The following is a 23,238-nucleotide window of genomic DNA, read 5'->3' on the forward strand; positions in this document are numbered from 1 at the left end:
CCTCTGGCGCCTGCGCGTCGTCGGACATGCGCTGGACCCCCTCCGTCGAACGTCCCGCCATGTTACGGCCCCGGCGCCCCGTCGGGCGCACCCGTCCTACGATGATCCCCGATCCACCGATCAGCCGATCATCCGTGTCCCGCCGCACACCGGCCGAGGACGCCGTTCCGGGGAGGAACAATGACCGACCGCCTCGACACGTCCACCGGAATACCGGGCCGTGACCCGCGTGCCTTCATCGCCGGACTGCCCAAGGCCGAACTGCACGTGCACCACGTCGGCTCCGCCTCCCCCCGCATCGTCTCGGAGCTGGCCGCCCGTCACCCCGACTCCAAGGTCCCCACCGACCCCGAGGCGCTCGTCGACTACTTCACCTTCACGGACTTCGCCCACTTCATCGACGTGTACCTGACCGTCGTCGACCTGATCCGCACGCCCGAGGACGTCCGGCTGCTGACCTTCGAGGTGGGGCGTGAGCTGGCCCGGCAGCAGGTGCGGTACGCCGAGTTGACCATCACCCCGTTCTCGTCGACCCGCCGCGGGATCGACGCGCGTGCCTTCATGGACGCGATCGAGGACGCCCGGAAGGCGGTCGAGTCCGAGTTCGGGACGGTGCTGCGCTGGTGCTTCGACATCCCCGGCGAGGCAGGCCTGGAGGCCGCCGAGGAGACGGCGCGGCTCGCCACCGACGACCGGCTGCGCCCGGAGGGCCTGGTCTCCTTCGGTCTGGGCGGGCCCGAGATCGGGGTGCCCCGGCCGCAGTTCAAGCCGTACTTCGACCGCGCCATCGCCGCGGGCCTGCGCTCGGTGCCGCACGCCGGTGAGACCACCGGCCCGGAAACGGTGTGGGACGCCCTGCGCGACCTGCGCGCCGAGCGGATCGGGCACGGCACCAGCGCCGCCCGGGACCCCGAGCTGCTCGCGCATCTCGCCGAGCGGCGCATCGCGCTGGAGGTGTGCCCCACCTCCAACCTCGCCACCCGCGCGGTCACCACCCTCGACGAGCACCCCCTGAAGGCGTTCGTCCAGGCCGGTGTCCTGGTGACCGTCAACTCCGACGATCCGCCGATGTTCGGCACCGACCTCAACAAAGAGTACCTGCTCGCCGCGCGACTGCTGGACCTCGACGAGCGGGGCCTGGCCGAGCTGGCGAAGAACGCGGTGGAGGCGTCCTTCCTGGACCGGCCCGCCAAGGCGCGGCTGGCCGCCGAGATCGACACCTACACCACGTCCTGGCTCGCCCGCTGACCGCCCCGGCGGACCAGCCACCACGTGATGAACCGACCCCGCGAAGGGCTGCCATGCACCAGGTGACCGCCGTTGCCCACCGCGGCGACCCCTACCGCGTCCGCGAGAACACGCTCGCCTCGCTGCGTTCCGCGCTCCACCGGGGCGCGGACGCGGTCGAGTTCGACGTGCGCCTCACCCGGGACGGCGTGCCGGTCCTGCTGCACGACGAGACGCTGAAGCGACTCTGGGAGCACGACCGCCCGCTGCGGTCGCTGTCCTGGGAGGAGGTGCGCGGCCTGACCGACGGCGGCGTGCCGACCCTGCCGGACGCGCTGTCGGCGACCGAGGGCAGCAGGGTCATGCTGGACCTGCCGGGCGCCCCGCACCCGCGGGCGATGCGCCGGATCGTGGACGTCGTACGGGAGCACGGGGCTCGGGACCGCGTGTACTACTGCGCGGGCGCCGCCGCCATGCTCGCCGTACGCGCGGCGGACCCGTTCGCCGAGATCGCCCTCACCCGCACGACGCTGGCCCCGCCGCGCGCCGGTCTCCTGGAGGCGATCCGCCCGCGCTGGCTGAACTACCGCTTCAGCCTGGTCGACCGGGCCCTGGCCGACCGCGTACACCGCGACGGCTACCTGCTGTCCGTGTGGACCCCGGACACCCGCCGCTCCATGCGCCGCCTGCTGGCGATGGGCGCCGACTCGATCACGACCAACCGCGTCGACGTCCTGTGCGCCCTGCGCGACGGCCGGGCGGGCCCCCCACGGACGTGAACGGCCGGCCGTGACTGCTCCCCCACCCCGAAGGGGCGCGGGGAACTGCGCGACCAGCCACCCCGAAGGGGCGCGGGGAACTGCGCGACCAGCCACCCCGAAGGGGCGCGGGGAACTGCGCGACCAGCCGCGCACGGCCCGCGGCCCCCGGACGGCCCGGGCCGGACGGCGGCCGGGGGAACCACTGCTCCCCCGGCGGAGCGCCTACGCGTCCAGCGACGTCATCACGTGCTTGATGCGCGTGTAGTCCTCGAAGCCGTACCCCGACAGGTCCTTGCCGTAGCCGGACTTCTTGAAGCCGCCGTGCGGCATCTCCGCGACCAGCGGGATGTGGGTGTTGATCCACACGCAGCCGAAGTCGAGCTTCTTGGACATGCGCATCGCGCGGGAGTGGTCCTTGGTCCACACCGAGGAGGCCAGCGCGTACTCGACGCCGTTGGCGTACTCGACGGCCTGGTCCTCGTCGGTGAAGGTCTGGACGGTGATGACCGGGCCGAAGACCTCCTTCTGGATGATCTCGTCGTCCTGCTTCAGGCCCGAGACGACGGTCGGTGCGTAGAAGAAGCCCTGTTCGCCGACGCGCTTGCCGCCGGCCTCCACGCGCGCGTGCGCGGGCAGCCGGTCGATGAAGCCCTCGACCTGGGCCAGCTGGTGAGGGTTGTTGAGCGGGCCGAACAGCACGTCCTCGTCGTCCGGCATGCCGGTCTTGGTGTCGGCGGCCGCCTTGGCGAGCGCGGAGACGAACTCGTCGTGGATCGACTCGTGGACGAGGACGCGGGTGGCGGCCGTACAGTCCTGGCCGGCGTTGAAGAAGCCCGCGACGGAGATGTCCTCGACGGCCTTGGCGATGTCGGTGTCCTCGAAGACCACGACCGGAGCCTTGCCGCCCAGCTCCAGGTGGACGCGCTTGAGGTCCTTGGACGCGGCCTCGGCGACCTGCATGCCGGCGCGCACCGAACCGGTGATGGACGCCATCGCCGGGGTCTCGTGCTCGACCATCATGCGGCCGGTGTCGCGGTCGCCGCAGATGACGTTGAAGACGCCCTTGGGCAGGACCGAGCCGAGGATCTCGGCGAGCAGGACGGTGGACGCCGGCGTGGTGTCGGACGGCTTCAGAACGACCGTGTTGCCCGCCGCGATCGCCGGAGCGAACTTCCACACGGCCATCATCATCGGGTAGTTCCAGGGGGCGACCTGGGCACAGACACCGACCGGCTCGCGGCGCACGAGGGAGGTCAGACCCTCCATGTACTCGCCGGCCGAGCGGCCCTCCAGCATCCGGGCCGCACCCGCGAAGAAGCGGATCTGGTCGACCATCGGCGGGATCTCCTCGGTGCGGGTCAGCCCGATGGGCTTGCCCGTGTTCTCCACCTCGGCGGCGATCAGTTCCTCGGCACGCTCCTCGAAGGCGTCCGCGACCTTCAGCAGGGCCTTCTGCCGCTCGGCCGGCGTGGTGTCGCGCCAGCCGGGAAACGCCTCGGCGGCGGCCGCCATCGCGGCGTCCACATCCGCCTGTCCGGACAGCGGCGCGGTCGCATACGCCTCACCGGTCACGGGGTTGACCACCTCGGTGGTCCGTCCGTCGGCGGCGTCGCGGAACTCACCGCCGATGTAGTTGCGCAGACGACGCAGCTCGGTACTCACTGCAGGCCCTCCTGGTGTTCCTCGCGGATGTCCGAGGTGTCCAACCTCTGAGACACCCACCCTAGACGGACCACTGACGTTTTCAACACCCCCGCCCGCTCCGAGTCTGCGAAATCCGCAAACTTAAACCCTCAAGACAACGAATTTCATCGAATACGCCTTGCAAAACAGTCGAGACCTCGTGCACAGTGACCATGTGGCCAGTCGAAGCGCAGAACCGAGGGACTCCCGCGAGTCCAGGAACGGCGGCGGTCCCCACCTGGACACCGTCTCCCTCGCCATCATCGAGCAGCTCCAGGAGGACGGCCGCCGGCCCTACGCCGCGATCGGCAAGGCAGTCGGTCTGTCGGAGGCGGCCGTGCGCCAGCGCGTCCAGAAACTGCTCGACCAGGGCGTGATGCAGATCGTCGCCGTCACGGACCCGCTCACCGTGGGCTTCCGCCGGCAGGCGATGGTCGGCGTCAACGTCGAGGGGGACGTGGAGTCCGTCGCCGACGCGCTGAGCGCCATGGACGAGTGCGAGTACGTGGTGATGACCGCGGGCTCCTTCGACCTCATGGTCGAGATCGTCTGCGAGGACGACGACCACCTCCTGGAGGTCATCAACAGACGCATCAGGGCCGTGACCGGTGTGCGCTCCACCGAGAGTTTCGTCTACCTCAAGCTCAAGAAGCAGACCTACATGTGGGGAACCCGATAATCGTGAGCACCGACAGCCCCAAGGATCTCAGCGACCTCAGCAGGTCCGCGTACGACCACCTGTGGATGCACTTCACCCGCATGTCCTCGTACGAGAACTCCCCCGTCCCCACCATCGTCCGCGGCGAGGGCACCCACATCTACGACGACAAGGGCAAGCGATACCTCGACGGTCTCGCCGGCCTGTTCGTGGTCCAGGCGGGGCACGGCCGCGTCGAACTCGCCGAGACCGCCTTCAAGCAGGCGCAGGAACTGTCCTTCTTCCCCGTCTGGTCCTACGCCCACCCCAAGGCCGTGGAACTGGCGGAGCGGCTCGCCGCCGAGGCCCCGGGCGACCTGAACAAGGTCTTCTTCACCACGGGCGGCGGCGAGGCGGTGGAGACCGCCTGGAAGCTCGCCAAGCAGTACTTCAAACTGACCGGCAAGCCGACCAAGTACAAGGTCATCTCTCGCGCGGTGGCCTACCACGGCACCCCCCAGGGCGCCCTGTCGATCACCGGGCTGCCCGCCCTGAAGGCCCCGTTCGAGCCGCTGGTGCCGGGCGCCCACAAGGTCCCGAACACCAACATCTACCGCGCCCCGATCCACGGCGACGACCCGGAGGCGTTCGGCCGCTGGGCCGCCGACCAGATCGAGCAGCAGATCCTCTTCGAGGGGCCGGACACGGTCGCCGCGGTCTTCCTGGAGCCGGTGCAGAACGCGGGCGGCTGCTTCCCGCCGCCGCCCGGCTACTTCCAGCGGGTCCGGGAGATCTGCGACCAGTACGACGTACTGCTCGTCTCCGACGAGGTCATCTGCGCCTTCGGCCGCCTGGGCACGACGTTCGCCTGCGACAAGTTCGGGTACGTCCCGGACATGATCACCTGCGCCAAGGGCATGACCTCGGGCTACTCGCCCATCGGCGCGTGCGTCATCTCGGACCGCCTCGCCGAGCCGTTCTACCGGGGTGACAACGTCTTCCTGCACGGTTACACCTTCGGCGGCCACCCCGTCTCGGCCGCGGTGGCCGTGGCCAACCTCGACCTGTTCGCGCGCGAGGGCCTCAACCAGCACGTCCTGGACAACGAGGGCGCCTTCCGCTCGACGCTGGAGAAGCTGTACGACCTGCCGATCGTCGGCGACGTCCGCGGCAACGGCTTCTTCTACGGCATCGAGCTGGTCAAGGACAAGCACACCAAGGAGAGCTTCGACGACGAGGAGACCGAGCGCGTCCTGTACGGCTTCCTGTCCAAGAAGCTGTACGAGAACGGCCTGTACTGCCGTGCCGACGACCGCGGCGACCCGGTCATCCAGCTCGCCCCGCCGCTGATCTCCGACCAGGAGACCTTCGACGAGATCGAGCAGATCCTGCGCGCCACGCTGACGGAGGCGTGGACGAAGCTGTGACCCACCACTGCGACCCACCGCTGTGATCCACTGCCGTGCTTCACTGATCCACCGCTGTGATCTTCGGCTGGAATGATCAATTACGGCCCCGGTGCCGCCCGTTCGAGTGAGAAACGGCGGCCCGGGGCCGCGTGCTGTCCGGCCTCCCGCCGTGTCCTGCCTAGCGTTCCCAGTGACCGATCGGCCTTGCCTTCGTTCCCCCGCATAGGGGGTTTCACGAATCTCGTACGGCATTTCTGATCCGAATCGAGGTGTACGCCATGGTGGCCCCACCGGACAACGACGTGCTCTGGGCACGCGCCCTGCACTTCCGGCACAAAGACGGCTCTCCCGGACTGAGCGGGGTCTCGCTCGGCGTCGGGGAGGGCGAGATCCTCGCCGTCGGCGGCCCGCGCGGCAGCGGCAAGACGACCCTGCTGCGGTGTCTCTCCGGACTGGTGCCCGTGCGCAGCGGCGAGGTCTGGTTCAACAGCGTGCCCGTGCACACGATGAGTCCCGCCACCCGCGAGCGGCTGCGCCGGGAACGCTTCGGCTGGATCGACCCGGCCCCGACGCTCGTCCCCGAGCTGAATGTCTGGGAGAACACCGCCCTCCCCCTGATGCTGCGCGGCACCGCCCGGCGCCTGGCCAAGTCGACGGCCATGGAGTGGCTGGAGCGCCTCGACATCGGCGACAAGGCCCGCAAGCGCCCCGCGGACCTGGTGCACGCGGAGCGCCAGCGGGTCTGTATCGCCCGCGCCCTCGCCCCGGCCCCCTCGGTGCTGTTCGCCGACGAGCCGACCGCGCCGCTGCACCGCGCCGACCGCCGACACGTCCTGCGCACGCTCACCACGGCAGCCCGTTCGCACGGCATCACGGTGCTCCTCGCGACCGCCGACGCGGACACCGCGGCCCTCGCCGACCGCACCGTCTCGCTGCTCGACGGGCGCCAGGTGCGCACCGTGCATCTGCCTCCGATCTCCGGGACCGTCGAGACGGAGGGCCGGGCCGCGTGCTCGCTCTTCGTCTGACCCGAGGTGCCCGCCCCGCCGTCCAGCTGCGCCGCCTCCTGGTCGCCGCCGCCTCCGCGGGCACGGGCTTTCTGCTCCTGTGCGCTCTCGGCCACGCGATCGGCCACCCGGACACGCCGTCCGTCTCACTGCTCCGGCTGGCCTGGTGCGCGGCCCCGCTGGCGGCCACGGTGTACTTCACCGTCGCGGTGGCCCGGACCGACCCGGGGACCAGGCCCCGGTCCGGGCTCTCGGCGATCGGCCTCGGCCCCGTCCGGCTGATGGCCGTCTCCGCGACGACCACGGCACTGGCCTGCACCCTGGGATCGATGGTCGCCCTGCTCGTCTTCCTCCACCTGCGCGGCGACCTCACCGGGAGGCCCTTCGACGGGGCCGCCCCCGAGTTCCTGGCCGCGGGCAGGCCACTGCCGCTCCCGGCGGCCCTGACGCTGCTGGCGCTGCTGCCGGTGAGCGCGTCGGCGGCGGTGGCGGTGGCGCTGCGTCCACGCGAGCAGACCACGGGCGCGTCCCGCGCGGAACGGGTGTACGGCCGCTTCGGTGCGTACCGGAGTACGGCGGAGCGGGAGACGTTCGGCGCGTACGGACGCTTCGGCAGGCACCTGGCGGCGGCCCACGGCCGACGGCCGAGCGCCGCCCAGCGGCCACCGGAACCGGAGGCCGTCCCCGAGGAGACGCAGGTGCGGGCGCACGGGCCGGACGGCGCGAGCGACGGCCCCGTGCCGGTCCCCGAGAAGCCGGCTGCCGTCCCGACCACCGCCCCGACCGCCCTCGCCCGGGTTGCCGAGGAGCCGACCGGCGTCACCCGCTCGGCACCTTCCGGTCTGCCCTGGGGCATTGCCGTGCTGGCCGCGGGACTGGCCGTGGAGGCCTATGCGAGCCATGGCGGTGCCGCCACCTCCCCCGGGGACCGGCCCGGAGTCCTGGCCGGACTGGCGCTGACCGCCGTCGGCCTCGCCTGGGTCGGCCCCGGTCTCACCCATCTGTGCGGCCGTCTGCTGCAGTCGGTCCGCCCGGGTGCCCTGCGGTTGCTGGCCGGTCGGTTCCTCATGACGGAGGCCCCCCGGATCGGCCGTCCGCTGGGTGTGGTCTGCGCCGTGCTGTCGGCCGCGTACGCCATGGGCTCGCACTACGCCGACGGCCTGTCGGCCGGGCCGCTCACCCTGCTCGGGGTGCTGGTGGTGATGGGGTGCACCATGGCGACCCTGCTGACGGCCGCCGTCGAGGCCAAGCACGCGCACGCCGGTACCACGGCCGCGCTGCTCCGTCTGGGCGCTCCCGCCTCGACTCCGCGCCGGGCCGCGGTCCTCAGGGCCGGCGCGCTCCTCGCCCTGTTCGGGCCGCTGACCGTGGTCGTGGCCGGGCTGTCGGCGCTGCCCCTGTCCGCCTGAGGGGCAGGAAACCGCGGAGGGGATCTCCGCCGGACGATGAGTTCCGAGCCGGCCCCCGGTCTCCCCGTCGAACGCTACGGAACCCGGCACACCGCGGAAAGAGACGCGACATGTACCAGCAGATGATCTTCGTGAACCTGGCCGTCAACGACCTCGACGCCTCGAAGGAGTTCTTCACGGAGCTCGGCTACTCGATCAACGCGCAGTTCAGCGACGAGCACACCGCCTCCGTCGTGATCAGCGACACCATCGTGGCGATGGTGCACACCAAGCAGCGCTACGCGGAGTTCACGAAGAAGGAGATCGCCGACTCCACGAAGACCAGTGAGGTGCTGCTGGCCCTGAGCTCCGAGAGCCGCGAGAAGGTCGACGAACTGGTCGAGAAGGCCGTCGCGGCGGGCGGCTCGGTCAGCGGCGAGACCCAGGACCAGGGCTTCATGTACGGCCGCGCCTTCGACGACCCGGACGGCCACACCTGGGAGGTCGTGTGGATGGACCCGTCCGTCGTGGAGGGCTGAGGAGAGGCCCGTACGCACGGCCCGGCATGAGCGGGTGAAGACGCTCCCCGCTCATGCCGCCCCCTCCCGGGCGCCGCCGGACGGGATCGAGGAGGCTCCGGGGGCGTTGAAACACCCGGGTGGGCAATAAGAAGGTAAAGCCACGGCCTGCTATCGGCACATGCGTTGACACTACTTATGCGCCGCTTATAGATCTGGGAGCCTCACGGGAGTGCTGATGCTCTGTCAACTCTCCCTCCACCCCCCGCATTTGAGTATCCCGTAAAGGACAAACGCGGCAGTTCTGTCCGTATCACGCCGTACGGCCTCGCGCCGTACCGTGCGCGCCCTCGGCGTCGTCTCCGCGTCGGCCGCGCTCACCATCGGTCTCGCAGGCAGCGCGGCCGCCTGCAACATCAACGAGTTCTCGGCCGAGGCGAAGTGCGTCGGTGACAAGGGTGTCATCACCGTCACCGACGTGGACCCGGCCGGTGTTCCCGCCACCGTCACCGTGTTCCTGGAGAACAACGGTGCCGATGAGAAGAAGATCGGCGAGCAGGTGGTCAAGGGCTCCCGCGAGGGCGTCACCCTCACCTTCGAGGAGGACTGGAAGCCCAACGCCGAGTACCGCATCCACGTCAAGGCCAAGCCCTACGTGGACGAGGACATCAAGCCGAACCTGACCACCCCGGCCGTGGCCTGCGAGGGAGAGGAGGAGACCCCGGCTCCGGAACCCACGCCGACGCCGTCGGCCTCCGCCTCGACCCCGGCCGAGGACGAGCCCGGCACGCCGGCCCCGTCGGAGTCGGAGCCCGGGACCACCGCCTCGGCGGACACCTCGGACAACGCTCCGTCGCCCGCCGTCGGTGACTCGAACCTCGCCGAGACCGGCGCGGACTCCCACACCGGTCTGATCGCCGGTATCGCGGCGGCCCTGGTCGTCGTCGGTGGCGGGGCGGTCTTCTTCGGCATGCGCCGTCGCGGGGCGAGCAGCGACAGCTGACGCCTCACGCACAGCAGGATGGCCCGTCCCCGCTGGGGGCGGGCCATCGCGCGTCCGCCGCGGATCAGTCCAGTACGACGACCTCGGCCGCGTCGAACTCCACCCCGACCTCGTCCCCGACCTCCGGTGCCGCTCTGAGCGCGCAGGCGGCCTCCAGTCGGGGCGCCTCCTCGGGCTGGAGGCGGACCGCGACATGGGTGCCCCGGAAGGTACGCGCGGTCACCGTGCAGCGCAGGCCCGCCTCGGCCGCAACCAGCCGGACCCCGGCGGGCCGGACGAGCAGCGTCCGCGTACCCTGCGGGGCGTCCGCCGGCACCGGGACCTTGCCCCACGGCGTCACCGCGACGTCCGCGCCGATCGGCGCCTCGACCACGTTCTCGAAGCCGAGGAAGCGGGCCACGAACGCGTCGGCCGGACGCTGCCACACCTCAAGGGGCGTACCGGACTGGGCGATTCGTCCGTCCCGCATCACGACGACCCGGTCGGCCAGCGCGAACGCCTCGCCCTGGTCGTGCGTCACGGCGAGCACAGTGGTGCCCAAGCGGCCGAACAGCTCCCGCAGTTCGACGACCAGCCGCTCCCTGAGCGTCCGGTCGAGCTGACCGAGCGGTTCGTCGAGCATCAGCAGCCTTGGGCTGGGCGCCAGGGCGCGGGCCAGGGCGACACGTTGCTGCTCTCCTCCGGACAGCGCCGCCACCGCCCGCCCGGCCGCCCCGGGGAGTCCGACGAGTTCCAGCAACTCCTCTACACGGCCGGCCTGTTCGGTCCGTGACGCGCCACGCATCCGCAGCCCGAAGGCCACGTTGCCGCCCACGTCCCGCTGCGGGAACAGCTGGTGGTCCTGGAACATCAGCCCGACCCCGCGCCGGTGCGCGGGCACGTCCGCCTGATCGCGCCCGGCGAGCGAGATCCGCCCCGTGTCGAGGGGCTGCAGCCCGGCCACCGCCCGCAGCAGCGTGGACTTGCCGCTGCCGCTGGGCCCGAGCACGCACACGATCTCGTGCTCGGCGACCCCCAGGTCGACGGCGTCCAGCACCGCCCGTCCGCCGAAGCGGACGGTGGCGGCCTCGAGGCTCAACAGCATCTAGAACTCCCCGGATCGGTCGGTCCGCAGTCGCTCCAGCGCCAGCAGCGCCACCGCGCACACGATCATCAGAATCGTCGACAGGGCCATCGCCTGGCCGTAGTGGAGGTCACCCGGCCGGCTGAGCAGCCGTGCCACGGCCACCGGCAGTGTCGGGTTGTCCGGTCGGGCGATGAACACCGTCGCGCCGAACTCGCCCAGCGACACCGCGAAGGCGAACCCGGCCGCGATGAGCATCGCCCGCCGCACCATCGGCAGGTCCACCTCGCGCCAGGCCCGCCACGGCGACGCCCCGAGCACCGCCGCCGCCTCCCGCAGCCGCACGTCCACGGCCCGCAGCACGGGCAGCATGGTCCGTACCACGAACGGGACGCCGACCAGCGCCTGCGCGAGCGGCACCAGGATCCAGGAGGACCTCAGGTCCAGTGGCGGCTCGTCGAGAGCGATCAGGAACCCGAAGCCGACGGTCACGGCGGACACCCCGAGCGGCAGCATCAGCAGGGCGTCGAAGCCGCGCACCAGCCGTCCCGCGTCCCGCCGGGTGAGCGCGACGGACGCCAGGGAGCCGATCACCACCGCGATGGCGGTGGCCGCGACCGCGTACCGCAGGGAGTTGCCGACCGCCTCGATCGGCGCGACCAGGAACACTCCCCCGTCGTTCCGGGTCAGCGCCCGGTAGTAGCCGGTTCCGACGTCGCCGAAGGACCGTTCCACCAGCACCGCGAGCGGCAGGATCAGCAGGACGGCGACGGTGGCGACGACCCCGGCGAGCAGCGCCCACTGCCCGGCACCGCGCGGCCGGCGCGCGGTCACGGAGGCGTCCACCAGCCGCAGCGCGGTCTCCCGCCGCCGTACGGTCCAGGCGTGCAGGGCGAGGATCGCGCCCACCGCGACGAACTGGATCATCGTCAGGACGGCGGCGGTGGCCAGGTCGAAGATCTCCGAAGTCTGCCGGTAGATCTCCACTTCGAGAGTGGAGAAGGTGGGCCCGCCGAGGATCTGCACCACGCCGAAGGAGGTGAAGGTGAACAGGAAGACCATCAGCGCCGCGGCGGCCACGGCGGGCGCGAGCGCGGGCAGGGTGACGGTCCGCCAGGCCGTGAACCGTGAGGCGCCGAGCATCCGCGCGGCCTCCTCCTGCCTCGGGTCGAGCTGCCCCCAGAGTCCGCCGACGGTCCGCACGACGACGGCGTAGTTGAAGAACACGTGCGCGAGCAGGATCGCCCACACGGTGGTGTCCAGCCGTACGCCCCACAGCTCGTCGAGCAGTCCACCACGCCCGACGAGTGCCATGAACGCCGTGCCGACGACGACCGTCGGCAGCACGAAGGGAACGGTGACCACCGCCCGCAGCAGCTGTCTGCCGGGGAAGTCGAAGCGGGCGAGGACATACGCGCCGGGCAGGGCGATCAACAGGGTGAGGGCGGTGGAGACCAGCGCCTGCCAGGTGGTGAACCACAGCACCTGCCGGACGTCGGACTGCGCCAGTACGTCCCCGATCCGCCCGAGCCGCCAGACCCCGTCGGCCTTCAGACCGCGCGCGACGATCGCGGTGACGGGGTAGGCGAAGAAGGCGGCGAAGAACGCGACGGGCACGGCCATCAGGCCGAGCCGCGCCGCGGTCCCGCGCCGCCGCCTCCGCCCGCGCCCTCGCGCGGCGGCGGCTCGGCTCACTTCAGTACGAGCGAAGTCCACGACTTGACCCACTGGTCACGATGGTCGGCGATCTTCACCGGGTCCATGGTCTCGGGGTTCTCGGCCTGCGGACCGTACTTCGCGAAGTCCTCGGGCACCTGGGCGCCCTCGCGCACCGGGTAGACGAACATGTTCAGCGGCATGTCGTCCTGGAACTCCTTGGTGAGCAGGAAGTCGAGCAGTGCCTTGCCGCCCTCGGGGTTCTCCGCGTTGCTGAGCAGTCCCGCGTACTCGACCTGGCGGAAGCAGGTGCCGTCGGCGACACCGGTGGGAGCGGTCGTCGGCCTCGGGTCGGCGTAGATCACCTCGGCGGGCGGCGAGGAGGCGTAGGACACCACCAGCGGCCGGTCGCCCTTGGCCTGCTTGCCGCCGGCCGAGCCGGAGAACTCCTCGTTGTAGGCCTGCTCCCAGCCGCCGACCACCTTCACGCCGTTGGCCTTGAGCTTCTTCCAGTAGTCCGTCCAGCCTCCCCGCTCTCGGCTTCACTCGAGCGGGAGGTGCCCCCATCGCCGTACTTCGCGACGGTGCCGAGCAGGAAGCCGAGGCCGGGCGAGGAGGTGGAGGCGTTCTCGGTGACGAGGAGGTTCTTGTACTCGGGCTTGATCAGGTCGTCGAAGGTCCGCGGTGGGGTCAGATCGCGCTCACTGAACCACTCCTTGTCGTAGTTGACACAGACGTCGCCGGTGTCGACGGGCGTGACCCGGTGCTTGTCCTCGTCGGCGCGGTACTCGGGAAGGACCAGGTCGGAGCCCTTGGCCTCGTACGACTGGAAGAGGCCGTTGTCGAGTGCGCGGGAGAGCAGGGTGTTGTCGACGCCGAAGAAGACGTCGCCCTGGGGGTTGTCCTTGGTCAGGATGGCCTTGTTCACCGCCTGTCCGGCGTCGCCGTCCTCCAGGACCCTGACCTTGTAGCCGGACTCCTCCTCGAAGGCGGCGATGACGTCCTTCGACGCGGCCCACGAGTTGTGGCTGACGAGGGTCACGGTTCTGGACCCGCCGGACCCGGATCCGGACCCCTGGTTGTCACCGTCGGACGAGCCGCAGGCGGACAGGGTGACCAGACCCAGCCCGAGGGCCAGGATCGTGACCTTCTTGGTGATGCTCACCGGATTCCTCCTGGGGGTGACCAGGAAGAGACGCGGCCCTGTCCGGGACCCTCACGGGTGTCCCGGGCAGGGCACAACAGCTCGAGTGATGACCGATCTCCCTACCCAGAATGACCTGGGCGAGGTTCGGAGGGTCTGCGGCCGGTGCCGCACTCTCAGCGCTGTGGCGCTCCCCTGTCGGAATATGAACGTGTGGTGACCCGATATGAAGTTGTTGCTCTCGCAACCTCTCCTACGCCGGCAAGGCTACCTCTCGCTCGCGGCGAGCTGGCCACAGGCCCCGTCGATCTCCTGCCCACGGGTGTCCCGGATCGTCACCGGCACACCGTGCGCGGCGATCGCGTCCACGAACGCCTTCTCGTCCTCGGGCCGCGAGGCGGTCCACTTGGAGCCGGGCGTCGGGTTGAGCGGGATGAGGTTGACGTGCACGGGCCTGCCCTTCAGCAGCCGCCCGAGCCGGTCGCCGCGCCACGCCTGGTCGTTGATGTCCCGGATCAGCGCGTACTCGATGGACAGCCGCCGCCCCGACCTGGCCGCGTACTCGAAACCGGCGTCGAGGACCTCGCGCACCTTCCACCGCGTGTTCACGGGGACGAGGGTGTCGCGCAGTTCGTCGTCGGGCGCGTGCAGGGAGACGGCGAGGCGGCACTTGAAGCCCTCGTCGGAGAACCGGTTGATCGCCGGCACCAGCCCGACGGTCGAGACGGTGATCCCGCGCTGCGACAGTCCGAGCCCGTCGGGCTCCGGGTCGGTCAGACGGCGGATCGAGCCCACCACCCGGTTGTAGTTGGCGAGCGGCTCGCCCATCCCCATGAAGACGATGTTGCTCAGCCGCGCCGGTCCTCCGGGGACCTCGCCGTCCCGCAGCGCCCGCATCCCGTCCACGATCTGGTGCACGATCTCCGCGGTGGACAGGTTCCGGTCGAGCCCTGCCTGCCCGGTCGCGCAGAAGGGGCAGTTCATGCCGCAGCCCGCCTGCGAGCTGATGCACATCGTCACCCGGTCCGGATACCGCATGAGCACCGACTCGACGAGGGTTCCGTCGAACAGCTTCCACAGCGTCTTGCGGGTGGTGCCCTGGTCGGTCGACAGATGCCGGACGACCGTCATCAGCTCGGGAAGCAACGCCTCCTGGAGCTTGGCGCGGGAACCGGCGGGAATGTCGGTCCACTGCTCCGGATCGTGCGCGTACCGCGAGAAGTAGTGCTGCGAGAGCTGCTTGGCGCGAAACGGCTTCTCACCGGCCGCTGCGACCGCTTCCTTGCGCTCGGCGGGCGTAAGGTCGGCAAGGTGCCGCGGCGGCTTCTTGGCAGCAAGCGGCGCGACAAAAGTGAGTTCTCCGGGCTTAGGCATGGCGGTACCAGTGTCGCAGATCCAAACGGGTGACCTGCGGCTGTCGCTCGTTACGACTGTCGTTAGTAGTCGTCATCGGTGGCCAGTGAGCGGCCTCGGACGGCCCAGAGACGGCCCGGGTGGGGTGTCGCGGTGTGCCCTGCGATGCGAACTACGGGCGGGGCGGTTGCTGAGGTCTGGTGGGCTGGTCAGACGGGCTGTGAGGTGAGGTCACCAGAGGGGACATTCGCGTGCCACGATCTCCGCTGGGAGGTGCGGTGATCTACGTGGTCCTGTTGGCGATGATGGCCTTCGCTCTGGGCATGGTGGGGCTGGGCGTGGCGGGGCTCACCGCCGGCTGGATCCACCCATGGGAGCGAGGCCGGGTCCTGCGCCCCGTGGCCCACGGGCTCGGCCACATCTTTTCGGGATGCGGCTTCTTCTGCTTCTGCGTGTTCTTCCTCTTCGCGTTGTCGGGCGATGCCTCGCTGAAGTTGCTCGCAGTGGGGGCAGCCCTCTTCTTGATCGGGATTGTCCTACGCGGCGTGGCCAGCTTCCCGGACCGCTGACATGGAGGGCCTGGGTGTCCGCGGGCTTGTCCAGATGGCACACGCTGAGGTCGGCGTAGCGGCTTTGGCCTGGAGTTTTAATGACCCGGTCAAGCGCCGCACTCGGATCCTGGAGCACCAGTTTGGAAGATCGCGTATGCGGACAGCGGCTGAGCTGGCGATACGCTGACCTGTGCGTTCTCTGGGGACTCGCCGTGGCTCCCCGGTGTTCCCTGTCGCGCACTGCTCGATCGGGCACGTGCAGGGCACGAGAACCCTTCGCTCAGCGGTCCGGGGCGGCTTTACTCCTGGCGGCTGGCCAGTCGCTCAAGCTCTGCGACGCGGTTCTGCAAGTCCTTGAGTTCTTGATCGAGGCGCGGTGAGACGAACTTCCGTGGCGGGGAGGCCGGTGCGTGCTGTCCTGGTCTCTCGTGCAGCCGTGGCCTACGCTCCATCACATGGTCATTAGGTGGGGGGCGTTCGTCCTGCTCGTATTCAGTGTTACGGGATTGGCCTGGGGGATCGCGGACTGGATCGACGTCGCCGACTGTGCGGCGGGACGCCGTTACTGCGATACGGAACCGGGGAAGCAAGAGCACAACGGCAGGAACATGCTCTTGGTTCTTGGAGGATCCCCGGCCCTGTGCCTGGGCGTCGTCCTGGCGGACCGTGTACAGGATTGGCGGCCTACGCTCGGCCTGCCTGCGGGGGCACTCATCGGCACTGTGGTCGCCTTGTCCGTCAGCCGGGAGTCGGGAGTCTGGATTTTCGTGAGCGTGCTTCTGACCGTCTGCGCGGCCATACCGATCGGCCTCCGCCAATGGATGGCCGCGGAGTTCGGATCCAGGCCGTCGTCCCCAGCCGGCTGATTTCGTCGTATGGAACCGCGTGAGCGCCCACGGCGCCGTCTCCGAGCCTCGACCGGCCGACCCACACCGCTGGGACTGGTGCGGCAACGTCCCCTGGCCGCAGTCGCAGCCGTGGCCGATGGCCGGTGACCGCGGTTGGCCGACCGGCCAGTGGTGGCCGAGAGCCGGAGCGCGGTGGAGGCCCGCACCGTCGGGTCCGGACCTGCCGCGTGACAGTGCCCCCTTCACCTTTGAGTCGATGGCCGACGCGGATGACTGGCTCGCTGAGAAGCAGACGGAGATCCGCCGCGGCGAGTGGAGGGATGCCGAGGCCGGCGCGGTGGGCTTCCGGGCCTACGCCGACAAGTGGGTGGAGGAGCGGAGTTGGCTCCGCTGACCCGGGACCTCTACCGCTATCTCCTTGACAAGCACCTGACCGCCTTCGCGGACCTGGACCTGGACGAGATCACCGCACCTTGTGTCCGTGAGCGGCGAGCCGAGCGGTTGCGGGGCACGGGTGCCAAGACGATCACGGCGAAGGCGTACCGGCTCCTGAAAGCCATCATGGAAACGGCCGTCGATGACGAGCTGATCCAGCGCAACCCGTGCCGGATCAAGGGCGCCGGTAAGGAGAAGGCGGCCGAGCGGCGCATCGCCACCGTCGCCCAGGTCGACGCCCTCGCCAACGCCGTGGGGATGCGGTGGCGGCTGATGGTGTACCTCGGCGCCTACGGCCCGATGCGGCCGGAGGAGCTGGCCGGCCTCCGTCGCAGGGACGTCGACGTCGAGACCCTTCGCATTCAAATCCGCCTCGCTGAGCCGGAACGGATGAACGGCCGGCGGGTCCAGGGCGACACCAAGTCGGAGGCGGGGACCCGGACTGTGATCCTTCCCGCGTTCCTCCGCCGGGAGCTCCGCCGGCATCTGGAGTCGTACGCCGAGCCGGGACCGGACGGGTTGGTCTTCGTCGGGGAGAAGGGGGCACCCTTCCGGCGCAGCACCTTCGGACGGAAGTGGCGGCGGGCGCGGGAGATCGTCGGCATGCCCGAGGGCTTCCGGTTCTACGACCTCCGGCACACCGGGCACACGCTCTCCACCCGGTCCGGCGCCACGCTGAAGGACACGATGGTGCGGGCCGGGCAGTCGTCCGAGAAGGCCGCGCTGATCTATCAGCACTCCGACGAGGAGCGTCAGGAAGAGGTGGCCGCCGGCCTCGACGCGACCGTGAGGAAGGCTCGGGCTGCCGCCGCTGCCCGGAAGACCGCTGAGGAGTCTTCTGGCACGGATCTGGCATGCGACGACTGATCACGGCGGACAGCAGAAAGGCCCGGGGCTCTGACCTGGGCCTTCTTCGTGGAGCGGGTGACGAGAATCGAACTCGCGCTCTCAGCTTGGGAAGCTGCGGTTGTTCGCGGACGGTTCGAGCGCTGAACCGGGCGGACGTACGACCCGCGCTCCTACTGGGCTCGACTGTCTTCACCGTGGTTCCCCGCTGTTCCCCGCTCGATCCGGTGCGGTAGTGGTGCAGCGCTGCGGCGTCCAGAAGGTGATCAGTTGACCACGCCCCATTCCTGGATCCCCTCCTTCATTCGGGATGCCCGACTGCTAGCGTCCGGCACCATGTGGGCTCAGAGATCGTGGCCGGCCGACCGGCTTGGCGGCACACTCCCTCCGGAGTGGTCTTCCGGGCTGTTCCCGGTGGGACGTTCCTAATGGGCTTGTCCGACGCGGAACTGGACGCGGTCCGTGCCATCGAGCGGGCCGACGGCGCCGATGACGACCTCGAAGCGTTCTTCGCCGGTGCTGTCCGGGCCCGGCCGGTGCGAGAAGTGCAGGTCGAGCCGTTCCTGATCGCCCGGCATCCGCTGACGGTGGCGCAAGCACGGCGCTGGCTACCCGAGTACGAGGACAGCTTCGCCGACTCGGATTCGAACACGGCCCGGTTCGAGGACGACTTGGATGACCTGCTCGAAGCATTGCCGTTCCGGCTGCCCAGCGAGGCGGAGTGGGAGTATGCGGCCCGGGCGGGCACGACCACTCTGACCTTCCACGGGAATGGGAGGCCGGACAAGGACCAGGTGCTCGACGACTTCGCCGACGAGGAACGCACTGCCGCGGCTGAGAACGCCTTCGGACTGGCGGCGATGGGGTCGGCCAACGAAATCTGCGCCGACGCGTGGATCCCGGATTTCGCGGACGCGCCGGTGGACGCACGCCCCCGCACCGGGGACGGACCGCGGGTGGTGCGAGGAGGGGCCGGCGACCTCTCTCCGTGGCAGGGCTGCGACGAGTGGCTGCTGTTGCTCTCCGCCACCCGCTACGAGTTCCAGGACTTCACCGCAGTCCGCCCGGTCGCACCCGTGCCAACCAGTCAGGAACATGCTGAGCACGGAGGCAACACGTAGACAGGACGCGCGCCCTGGGAGCTCCGGCACAGCGACAGGTCCCCTGCCGGCGGAAGAACCGCGGACAGGGCGCCGCCCCTGACCTGGATGCCCGGTCGGGGGCCGCTCTCATGTCCGCGTGCCGTGACTGCCCGGTGTTCCCCGTGGTTCCCCGCCCGATCGGGCATGGTTGGGGCACGGCCTCCTGATCCGTAGCTCTAGCCGGATCGGTCTCGGCGTCGCTCGAATCCTGACCCTCTGATGGCGGATCAAAAGTGACCCACTTGGTGATCTTCGCCTGAGCCTGATCTTGATCTGAGGTCAGGAGGGAGAGGGTGATCTGCGTGGAGGACTGGGCAGAGATCCGCAGGCTGCACCGGGCCGAGCAGATGCCGATCAGGGCGATCGCGAGGCATCTGGGCATCTCGAAGAACACGGTCAAGCGGGCACTGGCCACCGACCGGCCACCGAAGTACGAGCGTCCGACGAAGGGATCGGTGGTCGACGCGGTCGAGGTGCAGATCCGTGAGCTTTTGCGGGAGACCCCCACGATGCCGGCCACGGTGATCGCTGAGCGGATCGGGTGGGAGCGCGGAATGACGGTCCTCAAGGAGCGGGTGCGTGAACTGCGACCCGCCTACGTTCCCGTCGATCCGGTCTCCCGCACGACTTATCAGCCGGGCGAGCCGGCCCAGTGCGATCTGTGGTTTCCCGAGGCGGACATCCCGCTCGGCTATGGGCAGACGGGGCGCCCGCCGGTGCTGGTGATGGTGTCCGGCTACTCGCGGGTGATCGCCGCACGGATGCTGCCCTCCCGCACAACCGGCGATCTGATCGACGGGCACTGGCGGCTGCTGTCCGCCTGGGGCGCGGTGCCCAAGACGCTGGTCTGGGACAACGAGGCCGGGGTCGGCCGCGGCAGGCCGGCGGCCGAGTTCGCCGCGTTCGCGGGCCTGCTCGCCACGAAGATCCACCTCTGCCGGCCTCGTGATCCGGAAGCGAAGGGCCTGGTCGAGAGGGCCAATGGCTACCTGGAGACGAGTTTCCTGCCCGGTCGCACATTCGGCGGTCCCGGCGACTTCAACACTCAGCTGACGGCCTGGCGGGCGGTCGCCAACCGACGGGTCCACCGCACCCTGCAGACCCGCCCGGTCGAGCGGTGGGAGGCCGACCGGGCCGGGATGCTCACCCTGCCGCCCGTCGACCCGCCCGCCTGGTGGCGGATGCAGACGCGGATCGGCCGCGACCACTACGTCCGCGTCGACACCAACGACTACTCCGTGCACCCCGCCGCGATCGGCCGTACTGTCACCGTGCTCACCGATAACGACGAGGTCATCGCCCTTGCCCCGGGCGGCGAAATCGTCGCCCGGCACCCACGCTGCTGGGCCCGCCACCAGACCATCACCGATCCCGACCACGCGGATGCGGGCAAGACGATGCGCGGACACCTGCACCATCAGCAGGCCGTCCAGTCCAAGGCCACACGCCAGGCCACAACCCAGGATGCTTCCGGCCCACTCGTCGAGGTCGAACAACGCGAACTCGGCTCCTATGACCGGTTGTTCACCGTCATCGACGGCGGCGGCGAGAGGGAGGCCGGCTGATGCCCCGCACCCCCATCACCGTCATCGGCAACGACACCAAGGAGGGTGCTGGCAAACCGGCGGGCCGCAGAACCGGCTCCCAGACCGCTGCTGACCTTGCCTTTTTGGCCCGCGCGATGAAGGCCCCGGCCCTGCTGGACGCCGCCTGCGGCTCGCCGAACGCGCCCGCAAGGAGTCCTGGACCCACGCCGAGTACCTCGTCGCCTGCCTCCAACGCGAGGTCTCCGCCCGTGAATCGCACGGCGGCGAGGCGCGAGTGCGGGCGGCCCGCCTCCCCGCGGTCAAAACGATCGAGGAACTGGACGTCACCCATCTGCGCGGCATGACGCGACAACAGCTCGCACATCTGGGCACGTTGGACTTCATCGCCGGGAAGGAGAACGCCGTTTTTCTGGGTCCGCCGGGCACCGGGAAGACACACCTGGCGATCGGGCTGGCGGTCCGCGCCTGCCAGGCCGGACACCGTGTCGCGTTCGCCACCGCCGCCGAGTGGGTCGACCGCCTGGCCGCCGCCCACCACGCCGGACGGCTCCAGCAAGAGCTCACCAAGCTCTCCCGCTACCCGCTGATCGTGGTGGACGAGGTCGGCTACATCCCCTTCGAGGCGGAGGCGGCGAACCTGTTCTTCCGGCTGGTCTCGAACAGATACGAACGCGCGTCCGTGATCGTCACCAGTAACAAGCCCTTCGGACGCCGGGGAGAGGTCTTCGGCGACGAGACCGTGGCCGCCGCCATGATCGACCGCCTCGTCCACCACGCCGAGGTCCACTCCCTCAAAGGCGACTCCTACCGCATGCGAGGACGCGAACTCGGACGCGTCCCCACCACCAGCGACAACGACTGAAACAACCGAAACCGAAGACACCCGGGTCAGATTTCAACCGGCCAAAGTGGGTCCAAGTTCAGCCGCCGCCGACAATCGGTCAGTGACGGCCATTCCGGCCGCTGGGCGGGCCCGGAGGGACGCCACCGTGCGGGGGCGGTTGCTGGGGTTGCGGTACCTGGCTGCTGTACCGCAAGATCCAAACGGCGGGTGACCACGGAACGGCATGTGCTGGAATCGCTGTTGGCCGGTGATGACGAGGCATCCGTGATAGCTCTGGCCACCCTCCGCAGCGGCGCCACCTACTGGGTGGCAGACCGGGCACAACCCGCTGGCGCGCATGCCGGAGTCTTCAAGCGCCGACTTCAGCGCATGCGGATGCACGGATTCGAACCTCTTGGGCTGGAACGAGCAGTGCAGCTCATCCGCGAACATGGCCAGCCCGTGCGCACAGGGCTGATCGATGCTGCCGATCGGACATGGACCACCCTGCTCTTCCTCACCGAGGACGGCAGCGCACTAGTGGCCTGCGCCGGCTGGCCGCTGCCGTTGGTTGCCAGGAAGCCACCGCTTTAGGAGTGAGGTAGAGCGATTTGGCCGTTGACCTGCGTGCCACTGGCATCCGACTCTGCTGGCTGTGGCCTCCGCCCGCACCCGCGATTCCCTGCCCGATCTGGCGCGGTTGTGACACGGGCTAGGGGTCGCTACATGAACAACATGCCCACCGTGATGAGTGCGAGTCCACCGAGCGGAACGGCGTACCGGAAGGCCCAAGTAGGAACGGCCGCGTACAGACGCTTGAGAGGTCCTGTCTGCAGTCTCTCTTGCGTCCGCGAGTTGAGCTTTCCGACATCGAGGGCCAGCGCCAGACAGAACACAACGAAGACCAAGTAGCTGATCAGTGGGCCGTAGTCCCCCGAACGTGCAGCGTGCAGCATGGTCCCTCCCAGATTCTATCTCTGCGCCCAGCATGCCCGGGCGCTCTGACGAGCACCAGTTTGGAAGATCCCGTACGTGGATTCCGGTTGACCTGCCAGTTCGCTGACCTGCAGGGGAGCGGCTTCGTCACTCTCGTTCCCCGTGGCTCCCCCTCGCCCCCGGCCGATCGGGCACGCGTGGGGCACGGGCACCCGCCAGGCGCGCAGATCGCCGGATCGAGCATCATGTGCGCATGCTGCTGACATTCGGTCCCGACCGCCAGACTCGCGAGTTCACGTGCGACTGCTGCAATGCCCCCATTGAGCGGGCGTGGGACTTCATCTATGCCGACGGTGCTCCGCACGCCGTGTACTTTGCGAACTGCTACCACCACACTGACCGAGACCACGATGCCTGGATAGACGTCATCTTCGGTACGTGGGGCGAGGGGCCAGATCAGTGGAGTGACCACGTTGCCTTCGCCTGCCGTGTCGGTCCGGTGATGGGGCAGACCACGCCTGCCTCCACGCTTGTGACCGCTGGCCTGGCCCACCCCGATGGGCCGCTCTTCGGGCGCAAGCTCGATCGCGAAGCCGCCTTGCAGCACCCGCGGCTGAACGAGTTCTGGAAGGTCTCAGACTTCGCCCTGGAGAACGACCCACTGGTGCGAGGGCACATCTACGGCCACTAGGAGACGAGGTCGGCGGAGTCTCAATGGGCGAGTCAAGCTCCATCGAGCGCGATCAGTAGCCGAAGAAGTGAAGGGCCGGGTCTCTGACCTGCGGCCGTGTAATCGATCAACGCTGCGACCTGCGACTTAGCTGTCGGTGGTTGTCAGCGTTGGTCATCGTTGAGCACCCTCCGACGGCCCAGAGACGGCCCGGGGACGTCTAGAGCTGGTCTCGCCACCACGGGACGTCGGGGGAATGAGCGTGGATGACCTTGGCTCGTCTGAGGATCTTGGAGTCGAGACCCCATACGAGCTTGCGCAGCTCTCGTGCTGACTTCTTGGGTAGGGCATGCATGATCTCTTCGAGGTGATCGCGGGAGTAGCCCGGATCGCAACCACACTCTGGGATCCCACACCTGGTCGAAGTGAAGGGATCAGCGATCCTCTTCAGTGGGCCGTGAGCGAGAGCAGCCCAGTGACAGAAGGCCTTCTCCGTGGCGCCTGGCCAGAAGCGCCGATGTTCGAGCCTGCGGATGTGGGCTTTGCACGCCCCGGACAGCCTATTGATCGGCGGATACGGGTAGCGGAAGT

At 69.5% G+C, this 23,238-nt stretch carries 18 protein-coding genes, 1 tRNA gene, 2 pseudogenes and 1 riboswitch; of the genes and pseudogenes, 15 read left to right on the forward strand and 6 right to left on the reverse strand.

Annotation, left to right across the window (positions count from 1 at the left end):
* Nucleotides 1-180 precede the first annotated feature (180 nt).
* Nucleotides 181-1,248: an adenosine deaminase gene (locus tag WJ438_RS12190; RefSeq protein ID WP_406725261.1), complete on the forward strand. Its 1,068-nt coding sequence runs from the start codon at nucleotides 181-183 to the stop codon at nucleotides 1,246-1,248.
* A 53-nt stretch (nucleotides 1,249-1,301) separates the two neighbouring features.
* Nucleotides 1,302-2,006, forward strand: coding sequence for a glycerophosphodiester phosphodiesterase (locus tag WJ438_RS12195; protein WP_406725262.1), 705 nt, complete (start codon nucleotides 1,302-1,304; stop codon nucleotides 2,004-2,006).
* 204 nt (nucleotides 2,007-2,210) lie between these two features.
* On the opposite strand, the gene WJ438_RS12200 is transcribed toward WJ438_RS12195, so the two are convergent.
* The gene (locus tag WJ438_RS12200) at nucleotides 2,211-3,650 is read right to left on the reverse strand and encodes a gamma-aminobutyraldehyde dehydrogenase (RefSeq protein WP_406725263.1); all 1,440 of its coding nucleotides are present in this window, start codon (nucleotides 3,648-3,650) and stop codon (nucleotides 2,211-2,213) included.
* 181 nt (nucleotides 3,651-3,831) lie between these two features.
* Between WJ438_RS12200 and WJ438_RS12205 the strand changes: the two genes are divergently transcribed.
* The 6 genes from WJ438_RS12205 to WJ438_RS12230 all read left to right on the forward strand — a co-directional run bounded on the left by WJ438_RS12205 (nucleotide 3,832) and on the right by WJ438_RS12230 (nucleotide 9,633).
* Nucleotides 3,832-4,350 carry an Lrp/AsnC family transcriptional regulator gene (locus WJ438_RS12205; protein WP_406725264.1) on the forward strand — a complete coding sequence of 173 codons (519 nt, stop codon included), beginning with the start codon at nucleotides 3,832-3,834 and terminating at the stop codon, nucleotides 4,348-4,350.
* Between the two features lie 2 nt (nucleotides 4,351-4,352).
* Nucleotides 4,353-5,735: an aspartate aminotransferase family protein gene (locus tag WJ438_RS12210; RefSeq protein ID WP_406725265.1), complete on the forward strand. Its 1,383-nt coding sequence runs from the start codon at nucleotides 4,353-4,355 to the stop codon at nucleotides 5,733-5,735.
* 260 nt (nucleotides 5,736-5,995) lie between these two features.
* Entirely contained in the window at nucleotides 5,996-6,745 is a 750-nt protein-coding gene (locus WJ438_RS12215) for an ABC transporter ATP-binding protein (RefSeq protein ID WP_406725266.1), read from the forward strand.
* Nucleotides 6,727-8,133: a hypothetical protein gene (locus WJ438_RS12220; protein ID WP_406725267.1), complete on the forward strand. Its 1,407-nt coding sequence runs from the start codon at nucleotides 6,727-6,729 to the stop codon at nucleotides 8,131-8,133. Before WJ438_RS12215 ends, WJ438_RS12220 begins: the two co-directional genes overlap by 19 nt.
* A 110-nt stretch (nucleotides 8,134-8,243) precedes the next feature.
* Nucleotides 8,244-8,651 carry a VOC family protein gene (locus WJ438_RS12225; protein WP_406725268.1) on the forward strand — a complete coding sequence of 136 codons (408 nt, stop codon included), beginning with the start codon at nucleotides 8,244-8,246 and terminating at the stop codon, nucleotides 8,649-8,651.
* 319 nt (nucleotides 8,652-8,970) lie between these two features.
* Nucleotides 8,971-9,633: an LAETG motif-containing sortase-dependent surface protein gene (locus WJ438_RS12230; RefSeq protein ID WP_406725269.1), complete on the forward strand. Its 663-nt coding sequence runs from the start codon at nucleotides 8,971-8,973 to the stop codon at nucleotides 9,631-9,633.
* A gap of 64 nt (nucleotides 9,634-9,697) precedes the next feature.
* On the opposite strand, the gene WJ438_RS12235 is transcribed toward WJ438_RS12230, so the two are convergent.
* From WJ438_RS12235 to rlmN, 4 genes and pseudogenes are all read right to left on the reverse strand, one after another.
* Nucleotides 9,698-10,717: an ABC transporter ATP-binding protein gene (locus tag WJ438_RS12235; protein ID WP_406725270.1), complete on the reverse strand. Its 1,020-nt coding sequence runs from the start codon at nucleotides 10,715-10,717 to the stop codon at nucleotides 9,698-9,700.
* Nucleotides 10,718-12,412 carry an ABC transporter permease gene (locus WJ438_RS12240; RefSeq protein WP_406729661.1) on the reverse strand — a complete coding sequence of 565 codons (1,695 nt, stop codon included), beginning with the start codon at nucleotides 12,410-12,412 and terminating at the stop codon, nucleotides 10,718-10,720.
* Nucleotides 12,388-13,517, reverse strand: a pseudogene (locus WJ438_RS12245) (thiamine ABC transporter substrate binding subunit). Before WJ438_RS12245 ends, WJ438_RS12240 begins: the two are co-directional and overlap by 25 nt.
* A gap of 80 nt (nucleotides 13,518-13,597) precedes the next feature.
* A riboswitch (TPP riboswitch) is annotated at nucleotides 13,598-13,703 on the reverse strand.
* Between the two features lie 60 nt (nucleotides 13,704-13,763).
* The gene (gene rlmN / locus WJ438_RS12250) at nucleotides 13,764-14,870 is read right to left on the reverse strand and encodes a 23S rRNA (adenine(2503)-C(2))-methyltransferase RlmN (RefSeq protein WP_406725271.1); all 1,107 of its coding nucleotides are present in this window, start codon (nucleotides 14,868-14,870) and stop codon (nucleotides 13,764-13,766) included.
* A 257-nt stretch (nucleotides 14,871-15,127) separates the two neighbouring features.
* On the opposite strand from rlmN, the gene WJ438_RS12255 reads away from it, so the two are divergent.
* Nucleotides 15,128-15,418 carry a hypothetical protein gene (locus WJ438_RS12255; protein ID WP_406725272.1) on the forward strand — a complete coding sequence of 97 codons (291 nt, stop codon included), beginning with the start codon at nucleotides 15,128-15,130 and terminating at the stop codon, nucleotides 15,416-15,418.
* Nucleotides 15,419-16,384: 966 nt separating this feature from the next.
* Nucleotides 16,385-17,550 (forward strand): annotated as a pseudogene (locus tag WJ438_RS12260) (tyrosine-type recombinase/integrase).
* Nucleotides 17,551-17,599: 49 nt separating this feature from the next.
* Here the strand turns inward: WJ438_RS12260 and WJ438_RS12265 are convergent.
* A tRNA-OTHER gene (locus tag WJ438_RS12265) sits at nucleotides 17,600-17,698 on the reverse strand.
* Between the two features lie 259 nt (nucleotides 17,699-17,957).
* Between WJ438_RS12265 and WJ438_RS12270 the strand changes: the two genes are divergently transcribed.
* The 5 genes from WJ438_RS12270 to WJ438_RS12290 all read left to right on the forward strand — a co-directional run bounded on the left by WJ438_RS12270 (nucleotide 17,958) and on the right by WJ438_RS12290 (nucleotide 22,668).
* Nucleotides 17,958-18,650 (forward strand): formylglycine-generating enzyme family protein, encoded by a 693-nt coding sequence (locus WJ438_RS12270; RefSeq protein ID WP_406725273.1) that lies wholly within the window; start codon nucleotides 17,958-17,960, stop codon nucleotides 18,648-18,650.
* Between the two features lie 314 nt (nucleotides 18,651-18,964).
* Nucleotides 18,965-20,236: an IS21 family transposase gene (gene istA / locus WJ438_RS12275; RefSeq protein WP_406725274.1), complete on the forward strand. Its 1,272-nt coding sequence runs from the start codon at nucleotides 18,965-18,967 to the stop codon at nucleotides 20,234-20,236.
* Nucleotides 20,237-20,381: 145 nt separating this feature from the next.
* Complete coding sequence (gene istB / locus WJ438_RS12280) at nucleotides 20,382-21,080, forward strand: IS21-like element helper ATPase IstB (RefSeq protein ID WP_406729662.1); 699 nt, start codon at nucleotides 20,382-20,384, stop codon at nucleotides 21,078-21,080.
* 207 nt (nucleotides 21,081-21,287) lie between these two features.
* Nucleotides 21,288-21,635 (forward strand): hypothetical protein, encoded by a 348-nt coding sequence (locus WJ438_RS12285; RefSeq protein WP_406725275.1) that lies wholly within the window; start codon nucleotides 21,288-21,290, stop codon nucleotides 21,633-21,635.
* A 595-nt stretch (nucleotides 21,636-22,230) separates the two neighbouring features.
* On the forward strand, nucleotides 22,231-22,668 hold the full coding sequence (locus tag WJ438_RS12290) for a hypothetical protein (RefSeq protein ID WP_406725276.1): 438 nt from the start codon (nucleotides 22,231-22,233) through the stop codon (nucleotides 22,666-22,668).
* Nucleotides 22,669-23,238: the final 570 nt, after the last annotated feature.

Origin of the sequence: Streptomyces sp. GD-15H, assembly GCF_045291515.1 — a bacterium.
Classification (GTDB): Bacteria; Actinomycetota; Actinomycetes; order Streptomycetales; family Streptomycetaceae; genus Streptomyces.

Excerpts from the sequence above, each read along its gene's own strand:
- WJ438_RS12235 (WP_406725270.1), bottom strand. The coding sequence starts at position 10,717 with ATGCTGTTGAGCCTCGAGGCCGCCACCGTCCGCTTCGGCGGACGGGCG.
- WJ438_RS12190 (WP_406725261.1), top strand. The coding sequence starts at position 181 with ATGACCGACCGCCTCGACACGTCCACCGGAATACCGGGCCGTGACCCG.
- rlmN (WP_406725271.1), bottom strand. The coding sequence starts at position 14,870 with ATGCCTAAGCCCGGAGAACTCACTTTTGTCGCGCCGCTTGCTGCCAAG.
- WJ438_RS12225 (WP_406725268.1), top strand. The coding sequence starts at position 8,244 with ATGTACCAGCAGATGATCTTCGTGAACCTGGCCGTCAACGACCTCGAC.
- WJ438_RS12270 (WP_406725273.1), top strand. The coding sequence starts at position 17,958 with ATGGGCTTGTCCGACGCGGAACTGGACGCGGTCCGTGCCATCGAGCGG.
- WJ438_RS12215 (WP_406725266.1), top strand. The coding sequence starts at position 5,996 with ATGGTGGCCCCACCGGACAACGACGTGCTCTGGGCACGCGCCCTGCAC.
- WJ438_RS12195 (WP_406725262.1), top strand. The coding sequence starts at position 1,302 with ATGCACCAGGTGACCGCCGTTGCCCACCGCGGCGACCCCTACCGCGTC.
- WJ438_RS12290 (WP_406725276.1), top strand. The coding sequence starts at position 22,231 with ATGCTGCTGACATTCGGTCCCGACCGCCAGACTCGCGAGTTCACGTGC.